The sequence below is a fragment of the Streptomyces sp. WM4235 genome (assembly GCF_001279725.1).
Lineage (GTDB): Bacteria > Actinomycetota > Actinomycetes > Streptomycetales > Streptomycetaceae > Streptomyces.
The window spans coordinates 1-26,422 of the sequence record NZ_LGDE01000458.1; the positions used below are offsets into that span (position 1 = coordinate 1).

General features: G+C 69.2%; 24 protein-coding genes and 1 tRNA gene. 9 read left to right on the forward strand and 16 right to left on the reverse strand.

Translation table 11 applies throughout. The features are described from left to right. Positions 1–27: 27 nt before the first annotated feature. From ADK55_RS32130 to dnaA, 11 genes are all read right to left on the reverse strand, one after another. Positions 28–1,344 (reverse strand): hypothetical protein, encoded by a 1,317-nt coding sequence (locus ADK55_RS32130; protein ID WP_107089370.1) that lies wholly within the window; start codon positions 1,342–1,344, stop codon positions 28–30. Positions 1,345–1,489: 145 nt separating this feature from the next. Further along, on the reverse strand, positions 1,490–1,624 hold the full coding sequence (locus ADK55_RS40300) for a DLW-39 family protein (protein ID WP_208809277.1): 135 nt from the start codon (positions 1,622–1,624) through the stop codon (positions 1,490–1,492). Positions 1,625–1,769: 145 nt separating this feature from the next. Next, a tRNA-Ile gene (locus ADK55_RS32135) sits at positions 1,770–1,843 on the reverse strand. Between the two features lie 153 nt (positions 1,844–1,996). Next, complete coding sequence (locus tag ADK55_RS32140; protein ID WP_234350344.1) at positions 1,997–2,545, reverse strand: DUF3566 domain-containing protein; 549 nt, start codon at positions 2,543–2,545, stop codon at positions 1,997–1,999. Between the two features lie 87 nt (positions 2,546–2,632). Further along, a complete protein-coding gene (gene gyrA, locus ADK55_RS32145; protein WP_053683919.1) occupies positions 2,633–5,254 on the reverse strand; it encodes a DNA gyrase subunit A in 2,622 nt (873 codons plus the stop codon). A gap of 41 nt (positions 5,255–5,295) precedes the next feature. Beyond that, positions 5,296–7,350, reverse strand: coding sequence for a DNA topoisomerase (ATP-hydrolyzing) subunit B (gene gyrB, locus ADK55_RS32150; RefSeq protein ID WP_053683921.1), 2,055 nt, complete (start codon positions 7,348–7,350; stop codon positions 5,296–5,298). 420 nt (positions 7,351–7,770) lie between these two features. Next, positions 7,771–8,346, reverse strand: a complete 576-nt coding sequence (locus tag ADK55_RS32155) for a DUF721 domain-containing protein (RefSeq protein WP_371591414.1) — start codon at positions 8,344–8,346, stop codon at positions 7,771–7,773. Next, positions 8,343–9,479 (reverse strand): DNA replication/repair protein RecF, encoded by a 1,137-nt coding sequence (gene recF, locus ADK55_RS32160; protein ID WP_053683923.1) that lies wholly within the window; start codon positions 9,477–9,479, stop codon positions 8,343–8,345. Before recF ends, ADK55_RS32155 begins: the two co-directional genes overlap by 4 nt. Positions 9,480–9,580: 101 nt before the next feature. Then, entirely contained in the window at positions 9,581–10,456 is an 876-nt protein-coding gene (gnd, locus tag ADK55_RS32165) for a phosphogluconate dehydrogenase (NAD(+)-dependent, decarboxylating) (protein ID WP_053683925.1), read from the reverse strand. A gap of 178 nt (positions 10,457–10,634) precedes the next feature. Then, a complete protein-coding gene (gene dnaN, locus ADK55_RS32170) occupies positions 10,635–11,765 on the reverse strand; it encodes a DNA polymerase III subunit beta (protein ID WP_053683927.1) in 1,131 nt (376 codons plus the stop codon). A 901-nt stretch (positions 11,766–12,666) separates the two neighbouring features. Next, a complete protein-coding gene (dnaA, locus tag ADK55_RS32175) occupies positions 12,667–14,469 on the reverse strand; it encodes a chromosomal replication initiator protein DnaA (RefSeq protein WP_078999675.1) in 1,803 nt (600 codons plus the stop codon). A gap of 365 nt (positions 14,470–14,834) precedes the next feature. Here dnaA and rpmH point away from each other — a divergent pair, with 365 nt between their 5' ends. The 9 genes from rpmH to ADK55_RS32210 all read left to right on the forward strand — a co-directional run bounded on the left by rpmH (position 14,835) and on the right by ADK55_RS32210 (position 21,284). Next, positions 14,835–14,972: a 50S ribosomal protein L34 gene (gene rpmH / locus ADK55_RS32180; RefSeq protein ID WP_008741645.1), complete on the forward strand. Its 138-nt coding sequence runs from the start codon at positions 14,835–14,837 to the stop codon at positions 14,970–14,972. Between the two features lie 22 nt (positions 14,973–14,994). Continuing rightward, positions 14,995–15,369 (forward strand): ribonuclease P protein component, encoded by a 375-nt coding sequence (rnpA, locus tag ADK55_RS37135; RefSeq protein WP_078999676.1) that lies wholly within the window; start codon positions 14,995–14,997, stop codon positions 15,367–15,369. Further along, positions 15,366–15,647, forward strand: a complete 282-nt coding sequence (gene yidD / locus ADK55_RS37140; protein ID WP_078950077.1) for a membrane protein insertion efficiency factor YidD — start codon at positions 15,366–15,368, stop codon at positions 15,645–15,647. The genes rnpA and yidD overlap by 4 nt, the downstream gene beginning before the upstream one ends. Positions 15,648–15,650: 3 nt before the next feature. After that, a complete protein-coding gene (gene yidC / locus ADK55_RS32185) occupies positions 15,651–16,757 on the forward strand; it encodes a membrane protein insertase YidC (protein WP_053683931.1) in 1,107 nt (368 codons plus the stop codon). Positions 16,758–16,771: 14 nt separating this feature from the next. After that, the gene (locus tag ADK55_RS32190; protein ID WP_053683933.1) at positions 16,772–17,281 is read left to right on the forward strand and encodes a protein jag; all 510 of its coding nucleotides are present in this window, start codon (positions 16,772–16,774) and stop codon (positions 17,279–17,281) included. A 110-nt stretch (positions 17,282–17,391) separates the two neighbouring features. Continuing rightward, a complete protein-coding gene (gene rsmG / locus ADK55_RS32195; RefSeq protein ID WP_053683935.1) occupies positions 17,392–18,108 on the forward strand; it encodes a 16S rRNA (guanine(527)-N(7))-methyltransferase RsmG in 717 nt (238 codons plus the stop codon). A gap of 285 nt (positions 18,109–18,393) precedes the next feature. Then, positions 18,394–19,485 (forward strand): ParA family protein, encoded by a 1,092-nt coding sequence (locus tag ADK55_RS32200; protein WP_078999678.1) that lies wholly within the window; start codon positions 18,394–18,396, stop codon positions 19,483–19,485. After that, positions 19,482–20,570, forward strand: a complete 1,089-nt coding sequence (locus tag ADK55_RS32205) for a ParB/RepB/Spo0J family partition protein (RefSeq protein ID WP_078999679.1) — start codon at positions 19,482–19,484, stop codon at positions 20,568–20,570. Before ADK55_RS32200 ends, ADK55_RS32205 begins: the two co-directional genes overlap by 4 nt. A 90-nt stretch (positions 20,571–20,660) precedes the next feature. Beyond that, positions 20,661–21,284, forward strand: a complete 624-nt coding sequence (locus tag ADK55_RS32210) for a GNAT family N-acetyltransferase (RefSeq protein WP_053683939.1) — start codon at positions 20,661–20,663, stop codon at positions 21,282–21,284. An 84-nt stretch (positions 21,285–21,368) separates the two neighbouring features. On the opposite strand, the gene trxA is transcribed toward ADK55_RS32210, so the two are convergent. From trxA to ADK55_RS32235, 5 genes are all read right to left on the reverse strand, one after another. Then, entirely contained in the window at positions 21,369–21,713 is a 345-nt protein-coding gene (trxA, locus tag ADK55_RS32215; RefSeq protein ID WP_053683941.1) for a thioredoxin, read from the reverse strand. Between the two features lie 54 nt (positions 21,714–21,767). Next, on the reverse strand, positions 21,768–22,727 hold the full coding sequence (trxB, locus tag ADK55_RS32220; protein WP_053683943.1) for a thioredoxin-disulfide reductase: 960 nt from the start codon (positions 22,725–22,727) through the stop codon (positions 21,768–21,770). A gap of 124 nt (positions 22,728–22,851) precedes the next feature. Beyond that, positions 22,852–23,781: an anti-sigma factor family protein gene (locus ADK55_RS32225; RefSeq protein WP_053683945.1), complete on the reverse strand. Its 930-nt coding sequence runs from the start codon at positions 23,779–23,781 to the stop codon at positions 22,852–22,854. Beyond that, the gene (sigM, locus tag ADK55_RS32230) at positions 23,778–24,476 is read right to left on the reverse strand and encodes an RNA polymerase sigma factor SigM (protein WP_053683948.1); all 699 of its coding nucleotides are present in this window, start codon (positions 24,474–24,476) and stop codon (positions 23,778–23,780) included. The genes ADK55_RS32225 and sigM overlap by 4 nt, the downstream gene beginning before the upstream one ends. Before the next feature lie 196 nt (positions 24,477–24,672). After that, positions 24,673–26,415: a protein kinase family protein gene (locus ADK55_RS32235; protein ID WP_053683950.1), complete on the reverse strand. Its 1,743-nt coding sequence runs from the start codon at positions 26,413–26,415 to the stop codon at positions 24,673–24,675. Between the last annotated feature and the right edge of the window lie 7 nt (positions 26,416–26,422).

Genomic DNA, 26,422 nt, shown 5'->3' on the forward strand with positions numbered 1-26,422 from the left:
ACCCCCGGAAGCCCCGTCCCCCGGAAGCTACCGGCGTCCCGCCCCGTCACCCCGCCGGGACAGCAGGATCCATCCCCCGAGCACGAGCAGCAGCACCGTCCCCGCTCCGAAGCCGCCGGTGGCCACCACCCGCATCACCGAGCGGTTGTCCTCGGCCGCGGCGGCCTCCGGCCCGGTGAGCCCCTCCTTGGCGGCGGTGCGGTCGGCGGCGTCCACCCCGAACCCGGCCGCGCTCAGGCTCTCCCGGTACGCCGGCGCCTTCCCGGGGGTCCCGAGGACGTCCATCCGCAGGGTCAGCGGCACCGGTACCGCGTCCTCGGTGAACTCCCCGACCTTCCCGCCCAGCGTCACGGCGACGTAGTACCAGCCGGCCACGCGCGTCCCGCGCATCTCCGCGTCGTCGGAGAAACGGTTCTCGTACGCCACCGGAGCCGTCTTGGGCAGCGTGATCCCGGCCTGCTTGCCGTCGTAGGAGGTCGCCTTGGAGTCGACCAGCGCCCGGTAGGGGCTGTAGACCGACACCGTGAGGCCATTGGACGCCGAGCCGTACTCCTTCGTCATCCTGGCGGCCGCGATCTCCGCGCCGATCCCCAACTGCTGTCCCCAGTCCAGCGGGACGCGGTAGTACCGGGTCTGCCCGGGCCGCAGGTCGTCGCGCCACACCCCCGTCCCGAGGGCGCGCGCGTCGTTGAAGCCGGTGCCGCCGGTCCGGGCGAGCGAGGCACCGCCGGGCAGGGTCGGCGAGGCCGAGGGCCAGACGCTGGGCGCGACCGTCGGGGAGCCGCCGCCGAGGGCCGGCTCGCGCAGGACGAGGAGTTCGACCGGCCAGCGCCCCCGATCGGAGTCCTTGGCCGCGGTGCGCGTGACCTTCGCGTAGTAGGTGGCGGCGGCCTGGCACTCGCCGTCCTCCTTGACCCGCCGGACGGCCGCCGCGCTCACCGGGACGGGGTCGTAGCCGAAGCCGGCCCGCGCGTTGCCGGAGCAGCGGGTCCCCGCGCCGGAGATGATCTCGACCTCGATGCCGTCGCCGTAGCCGACCTTGGCGCCGGCGGGCGGGCGGACCACCGCGGAGACGTACACGTCGGACGTGGCGTCGAGCCGGAGTTGGTAGAAGCGTTCCTCCGGGCCGATGGTGTCCTCGTGGACCGTCCCGATCTCCAGCGGCGCGGTGTCCGCGGTGGAGGGCCTGCCCTCGACCCGCTTCGCACCGTCCGCCGCGCGGTACGTCGGCACCGGCTGCGGCGCCGTGCCCGCCGCCCACGCGGCCCCCGGCAGCGCCGCCACGAGCCCCAGCCCGGCGACCCCCGCCAGCACGACGCTCCGAATCCGACGTCCCCGATCCATCACACGCACCCCGAGTTTGCTAGCGCAAGCAAATTCTTTGCATATTGCAAGCTTCATCACGAAACAACACGCAGAACAGCACACAGAACAGCACAAAGCCCCGGCAGCAGCGGCAGCCGGGGCTTCATGGGATCAATCGTGGGTCTCACACGCCAGAACCAGAAGGCACGGAGTCGGTTGCCTCCGTCCACAGGTCCTGCTCGGCACGGTCCGCCTGGATCTGGCGGTACACGAGGAGCCCGCCGATGGCGGCCAGTGCGACCAGGAGCAGCTTCTTCACCGCGCGACCTCGTCTTTCGTTGACGTTGGGGACTTCTGGCGCCCAACAATACACACCGACCGATACCGATCGGTTATCTGGGAACCCCTCAACTGGCCCAACGACAAAGACCCCCAGGCCGGGGGCCTGGGGGTCTTCGACACTGTGGGGCTAACAGGATTTGAACCTGTGGCCTCATCCTTATCAGGGATGCGCTCTAACCAACTGAGCTATAGCCCCATCCGCGCTGCGCGCTGACTCCTGAAGGTTAGCGCACACACCCGGTAGGTCCAAAATCCGTTCCCGGGGGCTCTCCGGAGGTCGACCCGGGGGACGCCACGACGGCGTCCCCGCAGGTCAGTCAGCCGGTGAGCCGGCCCTCGAACGGGTCGGTCACTCGTCCTCGGCCAGCGTCAGCTCGACGCCTCCGACGAAGCCCGCCGACAGGTTGTAGATGAACGAGCCGAGCGTCGCCAGCGCCGTCATGAGCACCACGTCGATGACCGCGATCACCGAGCTGAAGATCAGCACGCGGGGCAGCGAGAGGAACGACTGGAGGTCGAACCCGTTGCTCTCGTTCGATCCGGTCGCCTCGCTGATCGTGCCGCCGACGGTCGAGAAGACGCCCATCGCGTCCATGACCATCCACAGCACCACCGACGCGACGACCGTGCAGACACCGAGCGCGATCGACAGGAGGAAGCTGACCTTCATCACCGACCACGGGTCGGCCTTGGCCACCCGCAGTCGCGCCTTGCGCGTCCGGGGCGCCGTACGGGCCCCGGTGCGCGGCCGGCGCTGCGTGTCCCCGGCCTGGCCCCCGCGCGCCGCCCCCGGGCCCGAGGGCGCCGAGTAGGCCTGCGGGGGCTGGTAGGGCTGACCGCCCCGGTTCTGACCGGCGTCGGTCGGCGACTTCGGCTGCGATCCTCGGGTATCCGTCACGGTTCCCCCCTGGGAGTCCGCGGCGGGGCCACGGGCACCGTTCGCTCCAGTCTTGGCCGGTCCGGCGCCCGCGGCTCCACTCACGACTTACTCCTCGTGCTCCCCAGCCGAGGGCTGCGTGCCCTCGGCGGCCTCGGCGGCCTGTCCGTCGGCCACCTCGGTCCCGATCTCGTTCTCGATCTCGTCGACCTCGTCGACCTCGTCAGCTTCCTGACCGGCCTCCGCGTTGCGCGCGATGCCGACCACGGCGTCGCGCTTACCCAGGTTGATCAGCTGGACGCCCATGGTGTCACGGCCGGTCTCCCTGACTTCGTTGACTCGCGTACGAATCACACCACCGCTGAGCGTGATGGCGAGAATCTCGTCCGTTTCGTCGACCACCAGCGCGCCGACGAGCGAACCGCGATCCTCCACGATCTTCGCCGCCTTGATGCCCAGTCCACCACGACCCTGGACGCGGTACTCGTCCACTGCCGTCCGCTTGGCGTAGCCGCCGTCCGTCGCGGTGAACACGAACGTACCCGGCCGCACCACGCTCATGGAGAGCAGTTCGTCCCCACCTCGGAAACTCATGCCCTTCACGCCGGACGTCGCGCGTCCCATGGGGCGCAACGAGTCGTCCGTCGCGGTGAAACGGATCGACTGCGCCTTCTTGCTGATGAGCAGGAGGTCGTCGTCGGCGGACACCAGCTCCGCGCCGATGAGCTCGTCGTCGCTGCCGTCCTCCGTCTCGCGGAGGTTGATGGCGATTACACCACCCGAACGGGGCGAGTCGTAGTCCTTGAGGGCCGTCTTCTTCACCAGGCCGCCCTTGGTGGCCAGGATCAGGTAGGGCGCCGCCTCGTAGTCGCGGATCGCGAGGATCTGGGCGATCTTCTCGTCCGGCTGGAAGGCCAGCAGGTTCGCCACGTGCTGCCCGCGCGCGTCACGGCCGGCGTCCGGGAGCTCGTACGCCTTCGAGCGGTAGACACGGCCCTTGTTCGTGAAGAACAGCAGCCAGTGGTGCGTGGTGGACACGAAGAAGTGGTCGACCAGGTCGTCCTGCTTCAGCTTCGTGCCGCGCACGCCCTTGCCGCCGCGCTTCTGCGAGCGGTAGTCCTCGGTCTTGGTCCGCTTGACGTAGCCGCCGTGGGTGATCGTGACGACGATGTCCTCTTCGGCGATCAGGTCCTCCATGGACATGTCGCCGTCGAAGGGGACCAGCTTGGAGCGTCGGTCGTCGCCGAACTTCTCGACGATCGCCGCCAGTTCCTCGCTGACGATCTGACGCTGGCGCTCCTCGGAGGCCAGGATCGCGTTGTACTCGTTGATCTTGGCCTGGAGCTCGTCGTGCTCGGCGACGATCTTCTGCCGCTCCAGGGCCGCGAGGCGGCGGAGCTGCATCTCCAGGATGGCGTTGGCCTGGATCTCGTCGATCGACAGCAGGCCCATGAGGCCCTCACGGGCGATCTCGACCGTGTTGCTGCGCCGGATGAGGGCGATGACCTCGTCGATCGCGTCCAGCGCCTTGAGCAGACCGCGCAGGATGTGGGCGCGCTCCTCCGCCTTGCGCAGGCGGAAGCGCGTGCGCCGGACGATGACCTCGATCTGGTGCGTCACCCAGTGGCGGATGAACGCGTCGATCGACAGGGTGCGCGGCACTCCGTCGACGAGCGCCAGCATGTTGGCGCTGAAGTTCGACTGGAGGTCGGTGTGCTTGTACAGGTTGTTCAGCACGACCTTGGCGACGGCGTCGCGCTTGAGGACGATCACCAGGCGCTGGCCGGTCCGCGAGGAGGTCTCGTCGCGGACGTCGGCGATGCCGCCGACCTTGCCGTCCTTCACCAGGTCGGCGATCTTCTGCGCCAGGTTGTCGGGGTTGGTCTGGTACGGAAGCTCCGTGACCACCAGGCACTGGCGGTTCTGGATCTCCTCGACCTCGACCACCGCGCGCATCGTGATGGAGCCGCGCCCGGTCCGGTACGCCTCCTCGATGCCCTTGCGGCCCACGACGAGGGCGCCCGACGGGAAGTCCGGGCCCTTGATCCGCTCGACGAGCGCGTCCTGGAGCTCCTCGTGGGAGGCCTCGGGGTGCTCCAGCGCCCACTGGGCACCGGCGGCGACCTCGCGCAGGTTGTGCGGCGGGATGTTGGTGGCCATGCCGACGGCGATGCCGGCGGAGCCGTTGACCAGGAGGTTCGGGAAGCGCGCCGGCAGGACCGTCGGCTCCTGGTTGCGGCCGTCGTAGTTGTCCTGGAAGTCGACGGTCTCCTCGTCGATGTCCCGGAGCATCTCCATGGCCAGCGGCATCAGCTTGCACTCGGTGTAGCGCATCGCGGCGGCCGGGTCGTTGCCCGGGGAGCCGAAGTTGCCGTTGGAGTCCACGAGCGGCATGCGCATCGACCACGGCTGGGCCAGACGGACCAGGGCGTCGTAGATCGAGCTGTCGCCGTGCGGGTGGTACGTGCCCATGACGTCACCGACGACGCGGGCGCACTTGTAGAAGCCCTTCTCGGGCCGGTAGCCGCCGTCGTACATCGCGTACAGCACACGACGGTGGACCGGCTTGAGGCCGTCCCTCACGTCGGGCAGGGCGCGGGAGACGATGACGGACATCGCGTAGTCGAGGTAGGAGCGCTGCATCTCGGTTTCGAGCCCGACGGGCTCGATGCGCATGACGGGCTGCTCCTCCGCGGGGTTCTCCGCGGTGGGGGTGGTTTCATCGGCCATTGCTGGTCAGAAGTCCTTTCAGGCGGTCAGCGAAGGCCGACTCAGATGTCGAGGAACCGAACGTCCTTGGCGTTGCGCTGGATGAAGGAGCGTCGGGCCTCGACGTCCTCGCCCATGAGCACCGAGAAGAGGTCGTCCGCCTGCGCGGCGTCGTCCAGGGTGACCTGGCCGAGCACGCGGTGGTCCACGTCCATGGTGGTGACGCGCAGTTCCTCGGCGTTCATCTCGCCCAGACCCTTGAAGCGCTGGATCGAGTCTTCCCTGATCCGCTTGCCCTGGCCCTTGCCGAGCTCGACGAGGGCGTCGCGCTCGCGGTCCGAGTACGCGTACTCGAAGTCGTCCCGACCCCACTTGATCTTGTACAGCGGGGGGCGCGAGAGGTAGACGTGCCCGGCCTCGACCAGCGGCCGCATGAAGCGGAACAGGAAGGTCAGCAGCAGGGTGTTGATGTGCTGGCCGTCGACGTCGGCGTCCGCCATCAGGATGATCTTGTGATAGCGGAGCTTCTCGATGTCGAAGTCCTCGTGCACACCGGTACCGAAGGCACTGATCAGCGCCTGGACCTCGGTGTTCTGGAGGATCTTGTCGATACGGGCCTTCTCGACGTTCAGGATCTTGCCGCGGATCGGCAGGATGGCCTGGTACATCGGGTTGCGGCCGGACTTCGCGGAGCCACCGGCCGAGTCGCCCTCGACGATGAAGATCTCGCACTTGGTCGGGTCGTTCGACTGGCAGTCGGACAGCTTGCCCGGCAGCGAGGCCGACTCCAGTAGACCCTTGCGACGGGTGAGGTCACGGGCCTTGCGGGCGGCGACGCGGGCCGTGGCGGCCTGGATCGACTTGCGGATGATGTCCGCGGCCTCGACCGGGTTGCGGTCGAACCAGTCGTTGAGGTGCTCGTGGACGACCTTCTGCACGAAGGTCTTGGCCTCCGTGTTGCCCAGCTTGGTCTTCGTCTGGCCCTCGAACTGGGGCTCGCCCAGCTTGACCGAGATGATCGCCGTCAGACCCTCGCGGATGTCCTCGCCGGCGAGGTTGTCGTCCTTCTCGCGGAGCAGCTTCTTCTCGCGCGCGTAACGGTTCACCAGACCCGTCAGGGCCGCACGGAAGCCTTCCTCGTGCGTTCCGCCCTCGTGGGTGTGGATCGTGTTGGCGAAGGAGTAGACACCCTCGGTGTACTGCGAGTTCCACTGCATCGCGATCTCGACCGAGAGGAGGCGCTCCTTGTCCTCGGCCTCGACGTCGATGACGGTCGGGTGGATCATCTCGCCCTTGCGCGAGTTGAGGTACTTCACGAAGTCGACGATGCCGCCCTCGTAGTAGTACTTCACCGTGCGCGCCTGGTCGTCGTCGGACTCCTCGGCGGAGTCGGCGCCGACGGTCGCCTTCGCGGACTCGCGCTCGTCGGTCAGCGACAGGGTCAGGCCCTTGTTGAGGAAGGCCATCTCCTGGAAGCGCCGGGAGAGCGTCTCGAAGGAGTACTCGGTGGTCTCGAAGACGTCGGGGTCGGCCCAGAAGGTGACCGTGGTGCCCGAGTCGGTGGTCTCCTCGTTCTTCGCGAGCGGGGCGGTCGGCACGCCCAGCTTGTAGTCCTGGGTCCAGCGGTAGCCGTCACGCTTGACCTCGACCGAGACCCTCGTCGACAGCGCGTTCACGACGGAGACACCCACGCCGTGCAGACCACCGGAGACGGCGTAGCCGCCGCCGCCGAACTTGCCGCCCGCGTGCAGCACGGTGAGGACGACCTCGACGGCCGGCTTCCCCTCGGACGGCACGATGTCGACGGGGATGCCGCGACCGTTGTCGATGACGCGTACACCGCCGTCGGCGAGGATCGTGACGTCGATGGTGTCCGCGTGCCCGGCCATGGCCTCGTCGACCGAGTTGTCGACGACTTCCTGGACGAGGTGGTGGAGACCACGCTCACCGGTCGAACCGATGTACATGCCGGGCCGCTTGCGGACCGCGTCCAGGCCCTCGAGGACCTGGATCTGATTGCCGGTGTACGCAACGGGGTCACCGTTGTCGCCGGCTGTGGACTGGTTGTCGTTGGGGTTGCCGGAATCGGCCACGAAGCGCCCTTTCTGGCACAGCACAGGCCGAACTCCGGGCCAGCAGGCATGCAAGCAGGAGCGGCTGCGTCGATCTGCGTTGTCAGCGTGTATCAGCTGAATCCCGCGAACGCGCGGGATTCGGTTCAGTCTACCGGTACCACGGACCTGAATGGGGGTTTGCGGGTACCTGAGTCCGCATGTGCCGCCCTGAACCTCCACTCTCCGACTCCCCATATCCGGGGAGGGGCTCAAAGAGGCTCACACGGGCATTGAGCGCTTCGGCCTGTCAACCTCTCGCTACGGTGAGGGACACCACCCGCGGGAGCGCCCGCGGGGTCGTTCGCGGACCCGCCCCGACCCGGCCGAAACCCGCCCGTCGCCGGACCGTCTCCGCGCCGTGATCACCGTGCGCGGTCGGGCGCCGCGCGGGCGCGCGAGGACACCGCCCGCGGGCGGTGTCGCTCACCCGTAGGTGTCGCCCGGCCCCGTACTGCCCGGCGCGCGCCAGGGCCCGTGCCGTTTCGGCCGGCCACCCGGACCCGACACCTTGATCATCCGTACGGTGCCCTGCCCCAGCTCGGCGTTCAGCCGCGCCACGAGCTGCGGAGCCAGCAGTTTCAGCTGCGCCGCCCACGCCGAGGAATCACACCGCACATGAAGCTCACGGTCCTCGTACCGCTCCGGTTCACAGTGCGCGGCGATCTCCGGGCCGACGATCTCCGACCAGCGCTCCATGACGCCCGCCACCGCCATCGGCATCTCCCAGCCGCGTTCCGTGCGCAGCCGGTCCAACGCGGCCATCAACGGCATCGGGTCCCTGCCGTCGGCGCGGGCGCCGGATCGCAGACCGGGCTGCTGTCGGCGGTTCTTTCCCGTCGCCGCGTTGCCGCGGGCCCGCGCCTGTTCGCGCGCCGCCGCGAGCGCCTGTCGCGCCAGGTCCACCCCGGAGGGTTCCGGGGCCTTGCGCTCCGGCTGCCTCTGCTCCGGTCGCTTCTCCCCGGGGCTCTTCTCCCCGGGGCTCTTCTCGTGATCGCTCACAGTCGGGTCACCTCACCGCCGGACACCCCGAACCGCGTCCCCGCCAGCACCCCCGGGACGTCGTCGTCGACCGCCGCGGTCACCAGGACCTGTTCCCCGGGGGACACCAGTTCGGCCAGCCGCTCCCGGCGCCTGCTGTCCAGCTCCGCGAACACGTCGTCGAGGATCAGCACCGGCTCGCTGCCCTCGGAGCGCAGCAGCTCGTACGAGGCCAGGCGCAGCGCCAGCGCGTACGACCAGGACTCGCCGTGGCTCGCGTAGCCCTTCGCCGGCAGCTCGCCGAGCCGCAGCAGCACGTCGTCGCGGTGCGGCCCCACCAGGGTCACGCCCCGCTCGATCTCCTGCTTGCGCACGTCGGCGAGCGCCGCCAGGACGACCTCGTACAGGGCCTCGCGGGTGCGCGCCTCGCCGCTGTCCACCGCCTCGCCGGCCGAGGACCTGTACGTCAACCCGAGCGGTCCGCCGCCGGGCGCGAGCTGCTCGTACGCCTTGTCGGCCAGCGGCAGCAGGGTGGAGATCAGGTCGAGGCGTTGGGCCAGGAGTTCCGCGCCCGCGCGGGCGAGGTGCTGGTCCCACACGTCGAGGGTGGACAGGTCCATGGACCGGCCGCCGTGCCGGCGCGCCATGGCCGCCGACTTGAGCAGGGTGTTGCGCTGCTTCAGCACGCGTTCGTAGTCGGAGCGGACGGCGGCCATGCGGGGCGAGCGGGCGGTGACCAGCTCGTCGAGGAAGCGGCGGCGCTCCCCCGGGTCGCCCTTGACCAGCGCCAGGTCCTCGGGCGCGAACAGCACCGTCCGTACGATCCCCAGCACGTCCCGGGGCCTGACCTGCGAGGACCGGTTGATCCGGGCCCGGTTCGCGCGGCCCGGGTTCAGTTCCAGTTCGACGAGCTGCTGCCGTTCGCCCTGGGTGACGGCGGCTCGGATGACGGCCCGCTCCGCGCCCATCCGCACCAGCGGGGCGTCCGAGGACACGCGGTGGCTGCCCAGGGTGGCCAGGTAGCCGATGGCCTCGACGAGGTTGGTCTTGCCCTGGCCGTTCGGACCCACGAAAGCGGTGACGCCCGCACCGAGGGGAACCTCGGCCCGGGCGTACGAGCGGAAGTCGGCCAGTGAGAGATGCGAAACGTGCATGTGGCGCCGACCTCCCCCGGCTTCCTGCTTCTCGCTGTGGTGCTGTGGTCGTGTGGTGCGGCCCGGTGGCACGGCCGCACCGGGCCGCCGGGCCTTCCCGACTAGACCTTCTCGACCGCGTGGCCGCCGAACTGGTTGCGCAGCGCGGCGATCATCTTCATCTGCGGGGAGTCGTCCTGGCGGGACGCGAAGCGGGCGAACAGCGACGCGGTGATCGCGGGCAGCGGCACGGCGTTGTCGATGGCCGCCTCGACCGTCCAGCGGCCCTCGCCCGAGTCCGCCGCGAAGCCGCGCAGCTGCTGCAGGTGCTCGTCCTCGTCCAGCGCGTTCACGGCGAGGTCCAGCAGCCAGGAACGGATGACCGTTCCTTCCTGCCAGGACCGGAACACCTCGCGGACGTCGGTGACCGAGTCCACTGCCTCCAGCAGCTCCCAGCCCTCGGCGTAGGCCTGCATCATGGCGTACTCGATGCCGTTGTGGACCATCTTCGCGAAGTGGCCGGCGCCGACCTTGCCCGCGTGCACGGAGCCGAAGTCGCCCTCAGGCTTGAGGGCGTCGAACACCGGCTGGACCGCGGCGACGTGGTCCTTGTCGCCGCCGTACATCAGCGCGTAGCCGTTCGCCAGGCCCCACACGCCGCCAGAGACACCGCAGTCGACGAAGCCGATGCCCTTGGCCTTCAGCTCCTCGGCGTGCTTCTCGTCGTCGGTCCAGCGGGAGTTGCCGCCGTCCACGACGACGTCGCCGGGCGAGAGCAGCTCGCCGAGCTCGTCGATGGTGGACTGCGTCGCCGCGCCTGCCGGGACCATCACCCACACCACGCGGGGGGCCTGCAGGCTGTCCACGAGTTCCCGCAGGCTGTGGACATCGGCGAGGTCAGGGTTGCGGTCGTATCCGATGACGGTGTGGCCTGCGCGGCGGATGCGCTCGCGCATGTTGCCGCCCATCTTGCCGAGACCGACGAGACCAAGCTCCATCAGGTGGTTCCTTAAGCGTTGTGGCCGTCTGTGCCGGGGGCCCTGGAGTACCGGGGTCCGCCCCGGGATCCGAGCCTACGCCGGGCCGCGCCCCGGGGCGCCACGGACGCCCCGAACGTGCGCCGGACGCCGTCGGGCCCGGCCTCGCGGTGGCGAGGCCGGGCCCGACGGGACGAACTCAACCGGACAGGCGCACCGGCATGATCAGGTACTTGTAGGCCTCGTCGGCCTCCGCGTCGATCGCCGGGCGGCCGCTGAGCAGCGCCGGCTTGGTCGACGTGGTGAAGCTGAGCTGCGCGACGGGCGAGTCGATCGCGCTCAGACCGTCCAGCAGGAAGGTCGGGTTGAAGGCGATCGAGATGTCGTCGCCGTCGAGCTTGGCGTCGACGCGCTCCACAGCCTGTGCGTCGTCGGAGGAACCGGCCTCCAGGATCAGCACGCCCTGCTCGAAGCTGAGGCGGACCGGGGTGTTGCGCTCGGCGACCAGGGCCACGCGCTTGACGGCCTCGACGAAGGGCGCCGTCTCGATCACCGCGATGGAGTTGAACTCCGTCGGGAAGAGCGTGCGGTACTTCGGGAGGTCGCCTTCGAGCAGCCGGGTGGTGGTGCGGCGGCCCGCGCCCTCGAAGCCGATGAGGCCCTCGCCGGCGCCGGATCCCGAAAGGGCCAGGGTGACGGTGTCGCCGCTGGTCAGGGACTTGGCGGTGTCCAGGAGCGTCTTGGCGGGCACCAGGGCCACGGCCGAGGCGTCCGGGTTCTCCGGCTTCCAGAGGAACTCGCGGACCGCGAAGCGGTAGCGGTCGGTGGAGGCCAGGGTGACGCGGTCGCCCTCGATCTCGATGCGGACACCGGTCAGCACGGGCAGCGTGTCGTCACGGCCGGCGGCGATGGCGACCTGGGCCGCGGCGGAGGCGAAGACCTCGCCGGGCACGGTGCCGGTCGCGGTCGGCATCTGCGGCAGTGCCGGGTACTCCTCCACAGGCAGGGTGTGGAGTGTGAATCGCGAGGAGCCACAGACCACGGTCGCCCGTACACCGTCTGTGGAAATCTCCACCGGGCGGTTGGGCAGGGCCCGGCAGATGTCGGCGAGCAGCCGGCCGGAGACCAGGACGGTGCCGTCCTCCTCGACGTCCGCCTCGACGGAGACGCGGGCCGAGACCTCGTAGTCGAAGCCGGAGAGCGACAGGGTGCCCTCCTCGGCCTTCAGCAGCAGGCCCGCGAGAACGGGTACCGGCGGCCGGGCCGGGAGGCTGCGGGCCGCCCAAGCCACCGCCTCCGCGAGTACGTCGCGTTCCACCCGGATCTTCACCGGAACCGCCTCCTGCTGTTGCTCGCTCGTCTGCCGGCCTTCGTCATCGGCTCGATGGCTCGCTGTCCCGACGGACCGAGGCCTCGATGCCGGGGACCAGTCTGACGTACGGCGCCGACACTCGTTGCTGCCGGCGGTCAAGTCGGAAGCGAGGTGTCGGGGCGGGTGTCCTCCGAGTTGTGCACAGGACCTGCTTGAAAACCGAATCCGAGCTAACTCTCTATGGGGGTAGTAGTAGGGCCTGTGGAAACGGTGGATAAGCCCGTTCTCGCAGGTCAACCCGCGTTTTTTATCCCCACACCCTGTGGGCGACACCGGTGGACAACACGGTGTCTCTGTGGAGAACGGAAAGTTCTGCACAGGCCGTCCCCAGATGACCCTCACTACTCCACAGGTGCGTCCCCAGCTTTTCCCCAGTACTCCACAGGCCAAACGTCGACTTCCGTGTGACCGCTTTCACTCCGGACGGTGACAGGGGGCTCCTGGTTGCCGAACAGTGGACAACGGTGTGGAGAAGTCATCCACGCCTGTGCACAGGATGCGGGAACCTGTGGGTCGGCGGTGGACAGAGAGGTGGACGAGGCTGTGGATACTTTTTTGTCCACAGGCTGTGGATGGCCCTTGCTCACAATTCCACAGGCGGCTGAGCTGGGCTGATGAGCCCTCAACCTGCACTCCTGTGGACAGATTGTGGGTGACGGAACCCGTCCCCAGGCTGTGGACGGAAGAAAGTCGGCCAATCTGTGGATGACGCGCTCTGTTGGGGGCGTATTCGAACAGCGCAGGGGCGCGCGGACGAAGAAGGGCGCCCCCGCCGTGGTCCGGGAGCGCCCTGTAAACGGGTTTGAGGGGCCCTCACGGGACCTTCGTGGGGCCCGCGCACGGCTCCGGAGAGCCGGCGTCAGGCGTTCTTGATGCGGTTGGTGAGCTCCGTGACCTGGTTGTAGATGGAGCGTCGTTCCGCCATCAGGGCGCGGATCTTGCGGTCCGCGTGCATGACGGTGGTGTGGTCACGGCCGCCGAACTGCGCCCCGATCTTGGGGAGAGAGAGGTCGGTGAGCTCCCGGCAGAGGTACATGGCGATCTGTCGGGCGGTGACCAGGACCCGGCTGCGCGAGGAGCCGCAGAGGTCGTCGACGGTGAGCCCGAAGTAGTCCGCGGTGGCGGCCATGATGTCGGAGGCGGTGATCTCGGGCGCGCTGTCCTCTCCGCCCGGGATCAGGTTCTTGAGGACGTCCTCCGTCAGACCCAGGTCCACCGGCTGCCGATTGAGGCTGGCGAACGCCGTGACCCGGATCAGCGCCCCCTCCAACTCGCGGATGTTGCGCGAGATGCGGGAGGCGATGAACTCCAGTACCTCCGGCGGGGCGTTGAGCTGCTCCTGCACGGCCTTCTTGCGCAGGATCGCGATGCGGGTCTCCAGCTCGGGCGGCTGGACGTCGGTGATCAGGCCCCACTCGAAGCGGTTGCGCAGCCGGTCCTCCAGGGTGACCAGCTGCTTGGGCGGCCGGTCGGAGGACAGCACGATCTGCTTGTTGGCGTTGTGGAGCGTATTGAAGGTGTGGAAGAACTCCTCCTGCGTCGACTCCTTGCTCGCGAGGAACTGGATGTCGTCGACCAGCAGGATGTCCATCTCGCGGTAGCGCTTGCGGAAGGCGTCGCCCTTGCCGTCGCGGATGGAGTTGATGAACTCGTTCGTGAACTCCTCGGAGCTCACGTAGCGCACCCGGGTGCCGGGATAGAGGCTCCGCGCGTAATGCCCGATGGCGTGCAGCAGGTGCGTCTTGCCGAGCCCCGACTCCCCGTAGATGAAGAGGGGGTTGTACGCCTTCGCCGGCGCCTCGGCGACGGCCACCGCGGCGGCGTGCGCGAAGCGGTTGGAGGCGCCGATGACGAAGGTGTCGAAGAGGTACTTGGGGTTCAGCCGGGCGGTCGGCTCCAGCGGCCCCGAAGTGGAGCCGCCGGACGGGGCCGAGGGCGCCGGCCGGTTGGGGATCTGGCGCTGCTGGGGCTGCTCGTACTGCTGGCGTTCGTACCCGTGCTGCTGGTGCGAGTCCTGCTGCTCGTACGAGGACTGCTCGTACTTCTGCTGCTCGTAGCCGCCCTGGTCGTACCCCGAGGGCTCGGACTGCTGGAGGTAGCCGGGCTGGGGGGAGGCGTACGGATCGCGCTCGGGGAAGCCGCCGAGACGGGGCTGCTGCCAGCCGTAGTCGTCCTGTTGACCGCCGCGGGGCCAGGCGCCGGGCTCGGGGCGCTGCTGCTGGTAGTCCGGGTAGGCGGGCCGGGCGGTCGGCAACTGGTCGTCGCCGGGACCGGTGTGACCCCCGGGACCGTTGTGACCCGTGTGACCAGTGTGGCCGCCGGAGCGCTGGCCGCCGTACGGCTCGTAGGACTCGCGCTGCTGCGAGGAGGGGGTGGGCGCCGGCTCGCCGGCGGAGTCGTCCACCGTGATCGCGATGCGGATCGGGCGCCCGCACTCGCGACTGAGCGCGTCACTGATGAGCGGCGCGAGGCGGCCTTCGAGAACCCGCTTGCCCCATTCGTTGGGGACGGCCAGCAAGGCGGTGTCGGCGACGAGCGCGAGGGGCTGGCAGCGTTCGACCCACTGCTTGTCCTTCGGCTCGATACCTTGCTGCCCCTCTCCGAGGAGCTTCTCGAGCACGCGTGGCCACACTGCGGCAAGATCGGCAGGTACGTCAGCCACAGAGCACGCTCTCTCACAGGTCCCGGTCCCACTAATGTGTGGTTCTTGGGGACGGTCGGGACAAAAAATCCGGGATCAGTCAACGGTAGTCAGGCCGGTGGGTAGGGTTCAAGTCGTTGTCCACAGCCTGTGCACAGTGTGGGGCCACCGAGGCTCGGTTTGACCGGATGGCGTAGCCGCGCGTACCGTGACGAGGTCGAGTTGTCGATGGCTGCTGCCGCCTGCCTACCGATGGGCGAAGATCACACACAGTGATCATGTAGCGGTGCCACTCGGGCGAACACGCGAGTTTCATCTCCTTCGTGGGCGCACGGTGACAGCCAGGCGATGTCCCGCCACAACGATTCATTCTCTGGAGCCCCCGAGTGAGCAAGCGCACCTTCCAGCCGAACAACCGCCGTCGTGCCAAGACCCACGGCTTCCGCCTGCGGATGCGTACCCGTGCCGGCCGCGCGATTCTCGCGAACCGCCGCGGCAAGGGCCGCGCCGCCCTTTCCGCGTAACCCACACGCAGGTCGTGACGTCGTGCTGTCTCCCGAAAATCGGCTGAGGCGGCGCGAGGACTTCGCGAGCGCGGTACGACGGGGCCGGCGGGCAGGACGCCCGCTTCTCGTCGTACACCTACGTACCAGCGGTGCAACGGACCCGCACGAGCCGGGGGAGATCGATCCCTCGACGCGTGCGGGTTTCGTCGTCAGCAAGGCTGTCGGCAACGCTGTCGTACGTAACCGGGTCAAGCGCCGTTTGCGCCATCTTGTCCGCGAACGGCTCCCCCAGCTCCCCGCCGGTAGCCTGGTGGTGGTGCGGGCCTTGCCCGGTTCGGGTGACGCCGGCCTCGACGAGCTGGCCCGTGACCTGGATGCCGCCATGCAGCGGCTACTGGGAGGCGCGGCTCGATGAAGTACCCGCTGCTCGCTTTGATCAAGCTGTACCAGTGGACGATCAGTCCGCTGCTCGGGCCGGTGTGCCGTTACTACCCCTCGTGCTCGCACTACGGGTTCACGGCCATCGACCGGCATGGTGCGGTGAAGGGGACGGTTCTGACCGCCTGGCGGATCCTGCGGTGCAATCCGTGGTCCCCGGGTGGTGTGGATCATGTCCCACCCCGGAAACGCCCGCGTTGGCACGAGCAGCTGCGCAGTGCGTTGCGTAGATCTCGCAATGCTCAAGGAGCCTGATTAGTGGACACGATTGCCAGTCTGTTCAGCTTTATCACCACACCCGTGTCATGGATCATCGTCCAGTTCCACACGGTGTACGGCGCGATCTTCGGCGCCGACAGTGGATGGGCCTGGGGCCTGTCCATCGTGTCCCTGGTGATCTTGATTCGTATCTGCCTGATCCCGCTCTTCGTGAAGCAGATCAAGTCGACGCGTGGCATGCAGGCGCTCCAGCCGAAGATGAAGGCGATCCAGGAGCGCTACAAGAACGACAAGCAGCGTCAGTCCGAAGAGATGATGAAGCTGTACAAGGAGACGGGTACCAACCCGCTCTCCTCGTGCCTTCCGATCCTCGCGCAGTCGCCGTTCTTCTTCGCGCTCTACCACGTGCTCGCGAACATCGCCAACGGCAAGCCGATCGGCTACATCAACGAGTCGCTGCTGGTGAGCGCCCAGAAGGCACACATCTTCGGAGCCCCGCTCGCCGCGAAGTTCACGGACAGCGCCGAGAAGATCGCCAGCCTGGACGCCTCGGTGACCAGCGTCCGCGTCGTGACCGCGGTCATGATCGTGATGATGTCGCTGTCGCAGTTCTACACGCAGCGCCAGCTGATGCAGAAGAACGTCGACCTCTCGGTCAAGACGCCGTTCATGCAGCAGCAGAAGATGCTGATGTACATCTTCCCGGTGATCTTCGCCGTCATGGGCATCAACTTCCCCGTCGGTGTCCTCGTCTACTGGCTGACCACGAACCTGTGGACCATGGGCCAGCAGATGTACGTGATCAACCAGAACCCGACGCCGGGAAGCAAGGCCCAGGACCAGTACCTGACCCGCCTGGTCAAGCACGTCACCACGCACGGCACCATCAAGGGCCGCGGCAAGAAGAAGATCGTCGCCGCGATCGTGGCCAAGGGCCCGGACCGCAACGACAACGAGCGCAAGTTCATCACCGCGCTGACGAAGCAGGGCATGGCCGCGCAGGCGGACGGCTCCGTGATCAAGAGTTCTGAGGCCACGGCCGATGAGGACGCGGCGAGCGGCGGTGTCGCGACCAAGCGGCAGCAGCCCAAGCGGCAGACGAAGTCGAAGCGTCAGACGCCCCCCAGCAAGCCCTCCAAGAAGTAGAAGGAGCCCCTCCCGTGACGGAAGGCACCACCACCGCCGCCGCTGAGGGCGGCGACACCCTCACCCGCCTCGAGCAGGAGGGCGAGATCGCGGCCGACTACCTTGAGGGCCTGCTGGACATCGCCGACCTGGACGGCGACATCGACATGGACGTCGAGGCGGACCGCGCCGCGGTGTCGATCGTCAGCGACTCGGCTCGCGACCTGCAGAAGCTCGTGGGCCGCGACGGTGAGGTCCTGGAGGCCCTGCAGGAACTGACCCGCCTCGCCGTGCACCGCGAGACCGGGGACCGCAGCCGGCTGATGCTGGACATCGCCGGGTTCCGCGCCAAGAAGCGCGAGGAACTGGCCGTGATCGGCGCCCAGGCCGCGGCGGACGTGAAGGCGTCCGGTGAGCCGCTGAAGCTGGCTCCCATGACCCCCTTCGAGCGCAAGGTCGTTCACGACGCCGTGGCGGCCGCCGGTCTGAAGAGCGAGTCCGAGGGCGAGGAGCCGCAGCGCTTCGTCGTTGTGCTTCCGGCCTGACCGGAAGAGCGTGAGGTCGGCCCCGTCTGTGTCGCAGGCGGGGCCGATGTTTGTAAGCCTGGCAGTGCCCGTTGTTCGAAGAGTGAGTTCTGTACGGAAGGACGGTCCCCGTGACGGAGGCAGCTGAGCTTCCCCCGGCGCCCGAAGAGGCGCGTGCGGTATTCGGCGAGTTTTTCCCGGAAGCCGTGCGGTACGCGGAGCTGCTGGCGGACGCGGGGGTCCAGCGCGGTCTGATCGGCCCCCGTGAGGTGCCCAGGTTGTGGGAGCGGCACCTGTTGAACTGCGCGGTCCTCTCCGAGGTCGTGCCCGAGGGCGTCACCGTGTGCGATGTGGGCTCCGGCGCCGGTCTCCCCGGAATCCCCCTGGCGCTGGTGCGCCGGGATCTGAAGATCACGTTGCTGGAACCGCTGCTGCGTCGGACGAACTTCCTCCAGGAAGCCGTGGAGCTGCTGGGTCTCGACCACGTCACCGTGGTGCGCGGCCGGGCCGAGGAGGTCCTCGGCAAGGTGCAGCCCGTGCACGTGGTGACGGCGCGCGCGGTGGCCCCGCTCGACCGGCTGGCCGGCTGGGGTGTTCCCCTGCTGCGCCCGTACGGAGAGATGCTGGCGCTCAAGGGTGACACCGCCGAGGAGGAGCTGGTGGCGGCGAAGGTCGCGCTGGCGAAGCTCGGTGTGGTGAAGACTTCGGTTCTGCACGTGGGCGAGGGCGTCGTGGACCCCTTGTCCACGGTGGTGCGGGTCGAGGTGGGCGAGAGCCCCGGCGGGGTGAGGTTCGCGGCCAAACGGGCCAAGGCCGCCCGGACGAGTCGTACGCGCCGCCGCCGCTGACGGACGCCGAGTACCACCGACCGCTGAAATCCCCGAGCGTTCTGCGGGGATTTCAGGCGTGTTGGGGCCTATCGGCAGGGGCGCCGGAGTGTCGGAGGGAGCTTGCGACTCCGTCCGGGCATCGTGTTTCACGTGAAACGTCGCTCTCTGCTGCACGGAATCATCAGCCGCGGTCGTGCGGCTGCGTCCCCCCGCGAACGCAAGGCCGCAGGGGGGACGGAGTTGTCCACATCGGTGGATTCATCCACAGGAGTTCGGGCCCCGCTGGTTCGCGGCCCCGGTGACATGGCAGGCTCTGTTCATCGCGAGCCTGATGTCGAGGAGAGTGACACCGTGCGGTCCGACGCCAACCTCGCGGGGCCGATGGCCGATCCGGTCCCTGGTCCCCGCTCTGAATCGCCGGGCGAGGATGTTTCACGTGAAACATCGCCTCCGCCCCTAGTGGACAACGAAGACACACCCATCGGTCGAGCCGCCCAGATCGCGGTCGACGCGCTGGGCCGTGCGGGTGAACGCCTTCCCCGACCCGCGCAGACGCGGGTCATGGTGGTGGCGAACCAGAAGGGCGGCGTGGGCAAGACCACGACGACCGTCAATCTGGCGGCCTCGCTGGCCCTGCACGGTGCGCGGGTGCTGGTGATCGACCTCGACCCGCAGGGCAACGCCTCCACGGCCCTGGGCATCGACCATCACGCGGACGTGCCGTCCATCTACGACGTGCTCGTGGACAGCCGGCCCTTGCTGGAGGTCGTCCAGCCGGTGGTGGACGTGGAGGGCCTGTTCTGTGCCCCGGCGACGATCGACCTGGCGGGTGCCGAGATCGAGTTGGTGTCTCTGGTCGCCCGCGAGAGCCGGCTCCAGCGGGCGATCCAGGCGTACGAGCAGCCGCTGGACTACATCCTGATCGACTGCCCGCCCTCACTGGGGCTGCTGACGGTGAACGCCATGGTCGCGGGCGCCGAGGTACTGATCCCGATCCAGTGCGAGTACTACGCCCTGGAGGGTCTGGGGCAGCTGCTGCGCAACGTCGATCTGGTGCGGGCCCACCTGAACCCGACGCTGCACGTGTCGACGATCCTGCTGACCATGTACGACGGCAGGACACGGCTGGCCTCGCAGGTGGCGGACGAGGTGCGCACGCACTTCGGCAAGGAGGTGCTGAGGACCAGCATCCCGCGCTCGGTGCGCATCTCCGAGGCGCCGAGCTACGGGCAGACGGTTCTCACGTACGACCCGGGCTCCAGCGGAGCCCTTTCCTACCTGGAAGCCGCGCGGGAGATCGCGCTGCGGGGGGCCGGAATCCATTACGACGCCCAGCACGCCCATCTGGGCGCGGGCACGAACAGCACGCAGAGCATGGCGGAGGGGATCCAGTGAGTGAGCGACGTAGGGGGCTGGGACGGGGGCTCGGCGCGCTGATTCCCGCAGCTCCGCAGGAGAGGACACCGGCGGCCGGGGACGGCTCGACGCCTCCCTCGGCCGGGCAGGTGTTGACGTCCGAACGCGGTATCGCGGCGGCGAAGCTCGCCGCGCTGGCGCAAGCCGATGTTTCACGTGAAACATCGGAGGCGGCCACGCCGGTGCGGGTGCCGGAGCAGGCGGCGCCGACGGCCAATGAGGTGGCCGGGGCGACGTTCGCGGAGCTTCCGATGGACGCGATCGTGCCGAACCCGCGGCAGCCGCGTGATGTGTTCGACGAGGACGCGTTGGCGGAGCTGGTGACCTCCATCCAGGAGGTGGGCCTGCTCCAGCCGGTGGTGGTGCGGCAGTCCGCGCCGGGTCGCTATGAGCTGATCATGGGCGAGCGGCGTTGGCGTGCGTGCCGGGAGGCCGGACTGGACTCCATCCCGGCGATCATCCGGGCCACGGACGACGAGAAGCTGCTTCTGGACGCGCTCCTGGAGAACCTGCACCGGGCGCAGCTCAATCCCCTGGAGGAGGCGGCCGCGTACGACCAACTGCTCAAGGACTTCAACTGCACGCACGACCAGTTGGCCGACCGGATCGGGCGTTCGCGTCCGCAGGTGTCGAACACGCTGCGATTGCTGAGGCTTTCCGCCTCGGTGCAGCGTCGGGTCGCGGCGGGTGTCCTGTCCGCCGGGCACGCGCGGGCCCTCCTGTCCGTGGAGGACTCCGAGGTCCAGGACAAGCTGGCGCACCGGATCGTCGCCGAGGGGCTGTCGGTGCGCGCGGTCGAGGAGATCGTGACGCTGATGGGCTCGGAGCCGTCGAGCGGTGTGAAGCCGAAGGGTCCTCGGGCCGGAGCCCGGGTGGCGCCGGCGCTGAGTGAGTTGGCGACGCGGCTGTCGGACAGGTTCGAGACCCGGGTGAAGGTGGACCTGGGCCAGAAGAAGGGCAAGATCACCGTCGAGTTCGCCTCGATGGAGGATCTGGAGCGGATTCTGGGGACCCTCGCACCGGGCGAGGGTCGGGTGCTCGACCAGGGTCTCTCCGGGGAGTAGACGCAGGGCTTCGACAGTGGAGCCGAGGGGCGGGTCGTGCCGGGTGTCCGGTACGACCCGCCCCTTTGTCGCAGCGGATACGATGCGTGTATGGGTCGTCGGTTGGTGCCGCTCACGCTGGACAACCTCCAGGATCTGCCCCGACGTTGCCGCGCCTGCGTGTTCTGGGAGCTCGATCCGGTCACCGGTGAGGCCGCCGTGAAGGCGGGTACTCCGGAGCTGGAGAAGGAGGCGTGGATCTCCGCCGTCCTGCTGGAGTGGGGCTCGTGCGGCCGAGTGGTCTACGTCGACGAGGTGCCGGTGGGCTTCGTGCTCTACGCACCACCGGCGTACGTGCCGCGTGCTGCTTCGTTCCCCACCAGCCCGGTGTCTCCGGACGCGGTGCAGTTGATCACGGCGTGGATCATGCCCGGATACCAGGGCCAGGGCCTGGGGCGGGTCATGGTCCAGACGGTCGCGAAAGACCTGCTGCGGCGGGGCTTCCGGGCGATCGAGGCATTCGGGGACGCACGCTGGGAACGTCCGGCCTGTCTGCTGCCGGCGGACCATCTGCTGTCGGTGGGCTTCAAGACGGTACGGCCGCACCCGGCGCACCCGAGGTTGCGGCTGGAGCTGCGCTCGACGCTGTCGTGGAAGGAAGACGTGGAGTTGGCGCTGGACCGGCTGTTGGGCGGAGCCCGGGCGCGCAAGGAGCCGGCGCTGCGCCCGTTGTGAAGCGGGCATGCGAAGTGAACCGGGTATGCGAACGGGGCCGCCCCCTTCAGGGGCGGCCCCGTTTCACGTGAAACAAGCGGTGGATCAGCCGACGGGCTTGATGGTGACGAAACCATCGAGGTCGCGCAGGATGGCGGCCTTCGGCTTGGCACCGACGATGGTCTTGACGACCTCGCCGCCCTGGTAGACGTTCAGGGTCGGGATGGACATGACGCCGTACTTGGCGGCGGTGTCCGGGTTCTGGTCGATGTTCAGCTTGACGATCTCGATCTCGTCGCCGTACTCGGCCGCGATGGCCTCCAGGGACGGGGCGATCTGGCGGCACGGGCCGCACCATTCGGCCCAGAAGTCCACCAGGACGGGCTTGTCACTGGCCAGGACGTCCTGATCGAAGCTGGCGTCGGTCACGGTCTTGAGGGTGCCGGCCACAGCGGCCTCCTTATTTCCTTCTGCGGGGTGTGCGGGGTGTGGGGTGGTGCTGGATCAGACGGCCGCGTGGGCCTTCTCGGCGTCCGCCACCGCGGCGAGGAAGCGCTCCGCGTCGAGGGCGGCCGAGCAGCCGGTGCCGGCGGCGGTGATCGCCTGACGGTAGGTGTGGTCCACGACGTCGCCGGCGCCGAAGACACCGGTGAGGTTGGTGCGCGTGGACGGCGCGGCGACCTTGAGGTAGCCCTCGTCGTCCAGGTCCAACTGCCCCGTGAACAGCTCGGTACGCGGGTCGTGGCCGACGGCGATGAAGAGGCCGGTCACGGGCAGCTCGGAGGTCTCACCGGTCTTGGTGTTGCGCAGGGTGAGACCGGAGAGCTTCTGCTCGCCGTGGATCTCGGCGACCTCGCTGTCCCAGGCGAACTTGATCTTCGGGTCGGCGAAGGCGCGGTCCTGCATGGTCTTGGAGGCGCGCAGGCTGTCGCGACGGTGGACGATGGTGACGCTCTTGGCGAACCGGGAGAGGAAGGTCGCCTCCTCCATCGCGGTGTCGCCGCCGCCGACGACGGCGATGTCCTGGTCCTTGAAGAAGAACCCGTCACAGGTGGCGCACCAGGAGACACCGCGGCCGGACAGGGTGTCCTCGTTCGGCAGGCCGAGCTTGCGGTGCTGGGAACCGGTGGTGACGATGACGGCCTTGGCACGGTGGACGGTGCCGGCGGTGTCGGTGACGGTCTTGATGTCGCCGGTGAGGTCCACGGCCACGACGTCGTCGGGCACGAGTTCGGCGCCGAAGCGCTCGGCCTGACCGCGCATGTTGTCCATGAGGTCAGGACCCATGATGCCGTCCTGGAAGCCGGGGAAGTTCTCGACCTCGGTGGTGTTCATGAGCGCACCGCCGGCGGTGACGGCGCCCTCGAAGACCAAGGGGTTGAGCGAAGCGCGTGCGGTGTACAGGGCGGCCGTGTAACCGGCCGGCCCGGAGCCGATGATGATCACGTTTCGTACGTCGCTCACGGGTTCTTTCCTCGTCTCTGCGGACTGCGTGCTGCCTACCGGGGGCCGGTGCGGACCTTCACCCCACCCAACGGATCCTACGGCGCGCGCATTCCCCACTTTTCCCCGTGCCGTCCCGAACGTGTCAGGTCCGCGGGTAGGTCCTGGTCAGGAGGGGCTTCTCCGGGGCTGCCGGAGCGGTTTCACCACCACAGCCGGCGTCGACCAGATAGGCGTCCGCCCTGGCGGGGTCACCGGGGTGCGGAAGGACGACGAGGTACACGTCGGTGCCCCGGTAGGTGCCGCGTTCGGTGGCGATCGGGGTGTCCGGCCGGCCGGTGGCGGCCTGCACGCACGGGGGGACCGGCGCGGCCCGCCGGTCGGAGGGCGCCACCCCGGAAGGAGGAGCGTTCTCCATTCCGTACGTGTTGTTCTTCTCCCCCTGCACGCCCGGGTCTTGCTTCCCCGAGGCGAGCAGTTGCCGGACGCTCTCCTGGAGCCCCTGCGCCGTGTAGGTGCCCTCGTCGGGCCGGCTGGTCGAGGTCGCCGCGTCGCTGCGACCGGCGGTGCTCTGGGGACGCGTGCCGTCGAGCCCGTTGACGAGGAGGATTCCGAGAGCGCAGGCCGCCGCTCCGGCCAGCCCGGCGATGACCGCGATCCGGCGGCGGCCGCGGCGACGCCCGGGGCCGGTTGGGCCGGTCGGGTGACCACCGGGTCGGCGGGCCTCGGATCCGGGGACTCGGGAGGGCGGTGTTTCACGTGAAACATCGCTGTCGCTGTCGGGCGCCTGAGCGGGCCGGGGCTCGGCGTGGTGCGCGGTGGACCCGAGCAGCGCTTCGGCGGCGAGAGCGGCGTCGATCCGGCCCGCGACGTCGGACGGCATCCGGGCGGGGCCGGGAAGGGTGCCGAGCAGGGCGCGGATTTCCTCAAGGGAGGCACGCACGTCGGCGCACAGGGCACACGTGTCGAGGTGCCGGCGTACTTCGACGGCGCGCGACGGCGAGAGCAGCCCTTCGGTCAGGTCGGAGATCTCCGAGACGTCCGGGTGCCGGATCGTGCCGGTTGTGGGGCTCACGGACGTCCACCTCCGCCCTTCACTGCGTCTGGGTCTGGATGCCGGGGGTCTGCCGCTGGTGGGACGGATGGGCCCGGCGTCCGGTTCCTTCCCCGCTCGGTGGCGGTGTTATCCCCGGCATTCGTGCGCAGATGGGTGAGCATCGGAACGAGTTTCGCCCGGCCCCGCGCACAGCGGCTCTTCACGGTGCCGGTCGGCACGTCGAGCAGGCGGGCGGCTTCGGCGACGGGGTATCCCTGCATGTCGACGAGGACCAGCGCGGCCCGCTGATCGGCCGGGAGGGTGCCGAGGGCGGCCAGTAGCTCGCGATGGAGGTCCTGGCGCTCCGCGGGGGCCTCCGCGGACTCGTGGGGCTCCAGGAGCCGCTCCAGCCGCTCCGTGTCGTCGAGCGGGGAGGTCTTGCGGGTGGCCGCCTTGCGGGCGCGGTCGAGGCAGGCGTTCACGGTGATCCGGTGCAGCCAGGTCGTGACCGCCGAGTCACCCCGGAACGTGTGGGCGGCCCGGTAGGCGGAGACCAGGGCGTCCTGCACGGCGTCGGCCGCCTCCTCGCGGTCACCGAGGGTGCGCAGGGCGACGGCCCACAACCGGTCGCGGTGACGGCGTACGAGTTCGCCGAAGGCGTCGGGGTCCCCGTCGACGTGCAGGGCCAGCAGTTCCTGGTCGCTGTGGTCGTCGGCCGTTGCTTCGTGCGTCACACCTCGCTCCCTTCCGGGATGGAGATTAGGGCCTGCGTGGGTCGAGCACGAGGGCCACTGGGGGACGAGCGGCCGGATACGGGTCCCGGTGCCTGCCGGGAGAGGCCGGCGCCATGGCCTCGGGGCACATGAGGAAGCCGCGCGGCCGACGGGGTGCGTTCCGTGCGGCGCGGCGGCTTCGTCATGGGGTGAGGGGTCAGGAGGTCGTACCGAGGATCTTGATCTCGTTGATGCCGCCCCGGTAGTCGCCGGAACTCTCGGGCGGAAGTTCGGTGACGTGGACCAGCAGGTAGCGGGCCCGGACCGGCTTCTCCACGGTGCTCTGAAGCTTCTTCCCGGCCTTCTCCAGCTTGGTGACCTGCTGGGTGAAGTCGGAGAACGAATCGGGCGACGAGGCGTCGGGGGCCGCGGCGCGGACCTGGATCCGCTGGCCGGCCGCGTAGAGGTCCAGGTCGACACCGGTGACGTTCCGGACGCTGCCCAGGTCGACGATGATGCCGCTGCCGTTCTTGCGGTTGTCCAGGTTGCCGAAGTTGGCGGAGCCCACGTATCGGGGGGTGATCCAGGCGGAATCGGGGTCGCCGTCGACGGTCTTGCCGGCGTCCTCCGGCTTCACCGCGTCCCCGCCGGGGGCGATCACGTGGGCGTCCGAGATGGACAGTGGTTTGCCGGGTTCCGGCTTCTTCGGGGTGTCGTCCGTCGAGTCCGTCTGCGTGTTGGTCTCGCCGCCGCTGTTGCCGCCCCGGTTGATGCGGTCCAGGAGGGTGTCGGCGAGCTGCCAACTGCCCAGACCGAGCGCGACGATCAGCAGGGCGGCGACGCTCCACTTGAGGGCGCGGCCGGTGCGGCTCTGCAACGGGGGCGGCGGGGGCGTGACGGAGTGGCTCTGGACGGTCGGCAGGCCCATGGGCGTGGGCCGTCCGTAGCTGCCCTGCTGGTAGGTGGTCTGCTGGTACTCGGGCGGCGCCGTGAAAGCGGGCTCCGGCGGCCGGATGCGGGGCATCGCCGCGACCGCCTTGGCCAGCTCCTCCGGGGTGGTGAAGGCGGGCTCCTGGCGAGAGGCCGTGGCCCCGTCGTTGGCGAGGGCCCGCATGGCGAGTTCGCCGAGGCCCCGGTGGACGCCGGCGCGCACCTGATCGGGAGCGATCAGGCCGACGCCCTTGGGCAGGCCCGCGAGGCCGTACGCGTCGTTCTCGTACGGCCAGCGCTGGGTGAGGGCGGCGTACAGGAGCGCGCCCACGGCCTCGGTGTCGGCCTGCTGAGGGGTGTCGCTGGTGATGCCGCGCAGGGCGGCGTTCACGGCGAGCCCGCGGATCCGGTACTGGCCCGAGGAGGTGCGGAGTATCGCGCTGGGCGTCAGCCGCAGATGGGCCAGACCCTCGCGGTGCGCGGCCGTCATGGCCTGGGAGACCTGGCTGACCAGCTGGTAGGCCTCGTGGGCCTCAAGCGGCCCCAGGGCGAGGATCGAGGTCAGCTCGGTGGCGTCGGGCAGCCACTCGTGGACGACGTAGACCAGGTCGTTCTCCTCCACGGCGTCGAGGACCTGGACGAACCGGGGGTCACCGAGCAGGGCGGAGGAGCGGGCGGCGGCCAGGACGGCCCGCGCCCGGGGGTGGTCGGCGGGCAGCAGGTGGACGCCCACCGCGCGGCGGAGCTTCTCGTCCATCGCGCGCCAACTGCTGAATCCGTCCAGACGGGTGACGCACTCCTCCAGTCGGTAGCGTCTGGCGAGCTTGTGACCGCTGTGGAGTTCGGGAGCGGCCACCGGGGCCGGGGCCGGGTTGATGCGTTCGCCATCCGTTTCGGGCATGGAACCGTCCGCGGCTCGTCCGTTCTGCGTGTCCACCCCGTCGGCCGTGGCCTTGGCCGCTTCTGCGGCCGACGGCTCGTCGCCGCCGTTGTCGGCCACGTCGACGGCAGCTGTACTACGTTCCGCCACCGTCGTC

What these genes read in the sequence shown, in the direction of transcription:
- ADK55_RS32130 (WP_107089370.1), bottom strand. Translation starts at nt 1,344, where the DNA reads ATGGATCGGGGACGTCGGATTCGGAGCGTCGTGCTGGCGGGGGTCGCC.
- gyrA (WP_053683919.1), bottom strand. Translation starts at nt 5,254, where the DNA reads ATGGCCGATGAAACCACCCCCACCGCGGAGAACCCCGCGGAGGAGCAG.
- recF (WP_053683923.1), bottom strand. Translation starts at nt 9,479, where the DNA reads ATGCACGTTTCGCATCTCTCACTGGCCGACTTCCGCTCGTACGCCCGG.
- gnd (WP_053683925.1), bottom strand. Translation starts at nt 10,456, where the DNA reads ATGGAGCTTGGTCTCGTCGGTCTCGGCAAGATGGGCGGCAACATGCGC.
- yidD (WP_078950077.1), top strand. Translation starts at nt 15,366, where the DNA reads ATGAAGTACCCGCTGCTCGCTTTGATCAAGCTGTACCAGTGGACGATC.
- ADK55_RS32200 (WP_078999678.1), top strand. Translation starts at nt 18,394, where the DNA reads ATGGCAGGCTCTGTTCATCGCGAGCCTGATGTCGAGGAGAGTGACACC.
- ADK55_RS32210 (WP_053683939.1), top strand. Translation starts at nt 20,661, where the DNA reads ATGGGTCGTCGGTTGGTGCCGCTCACGCTGGACAACCTCCAGGATCTG.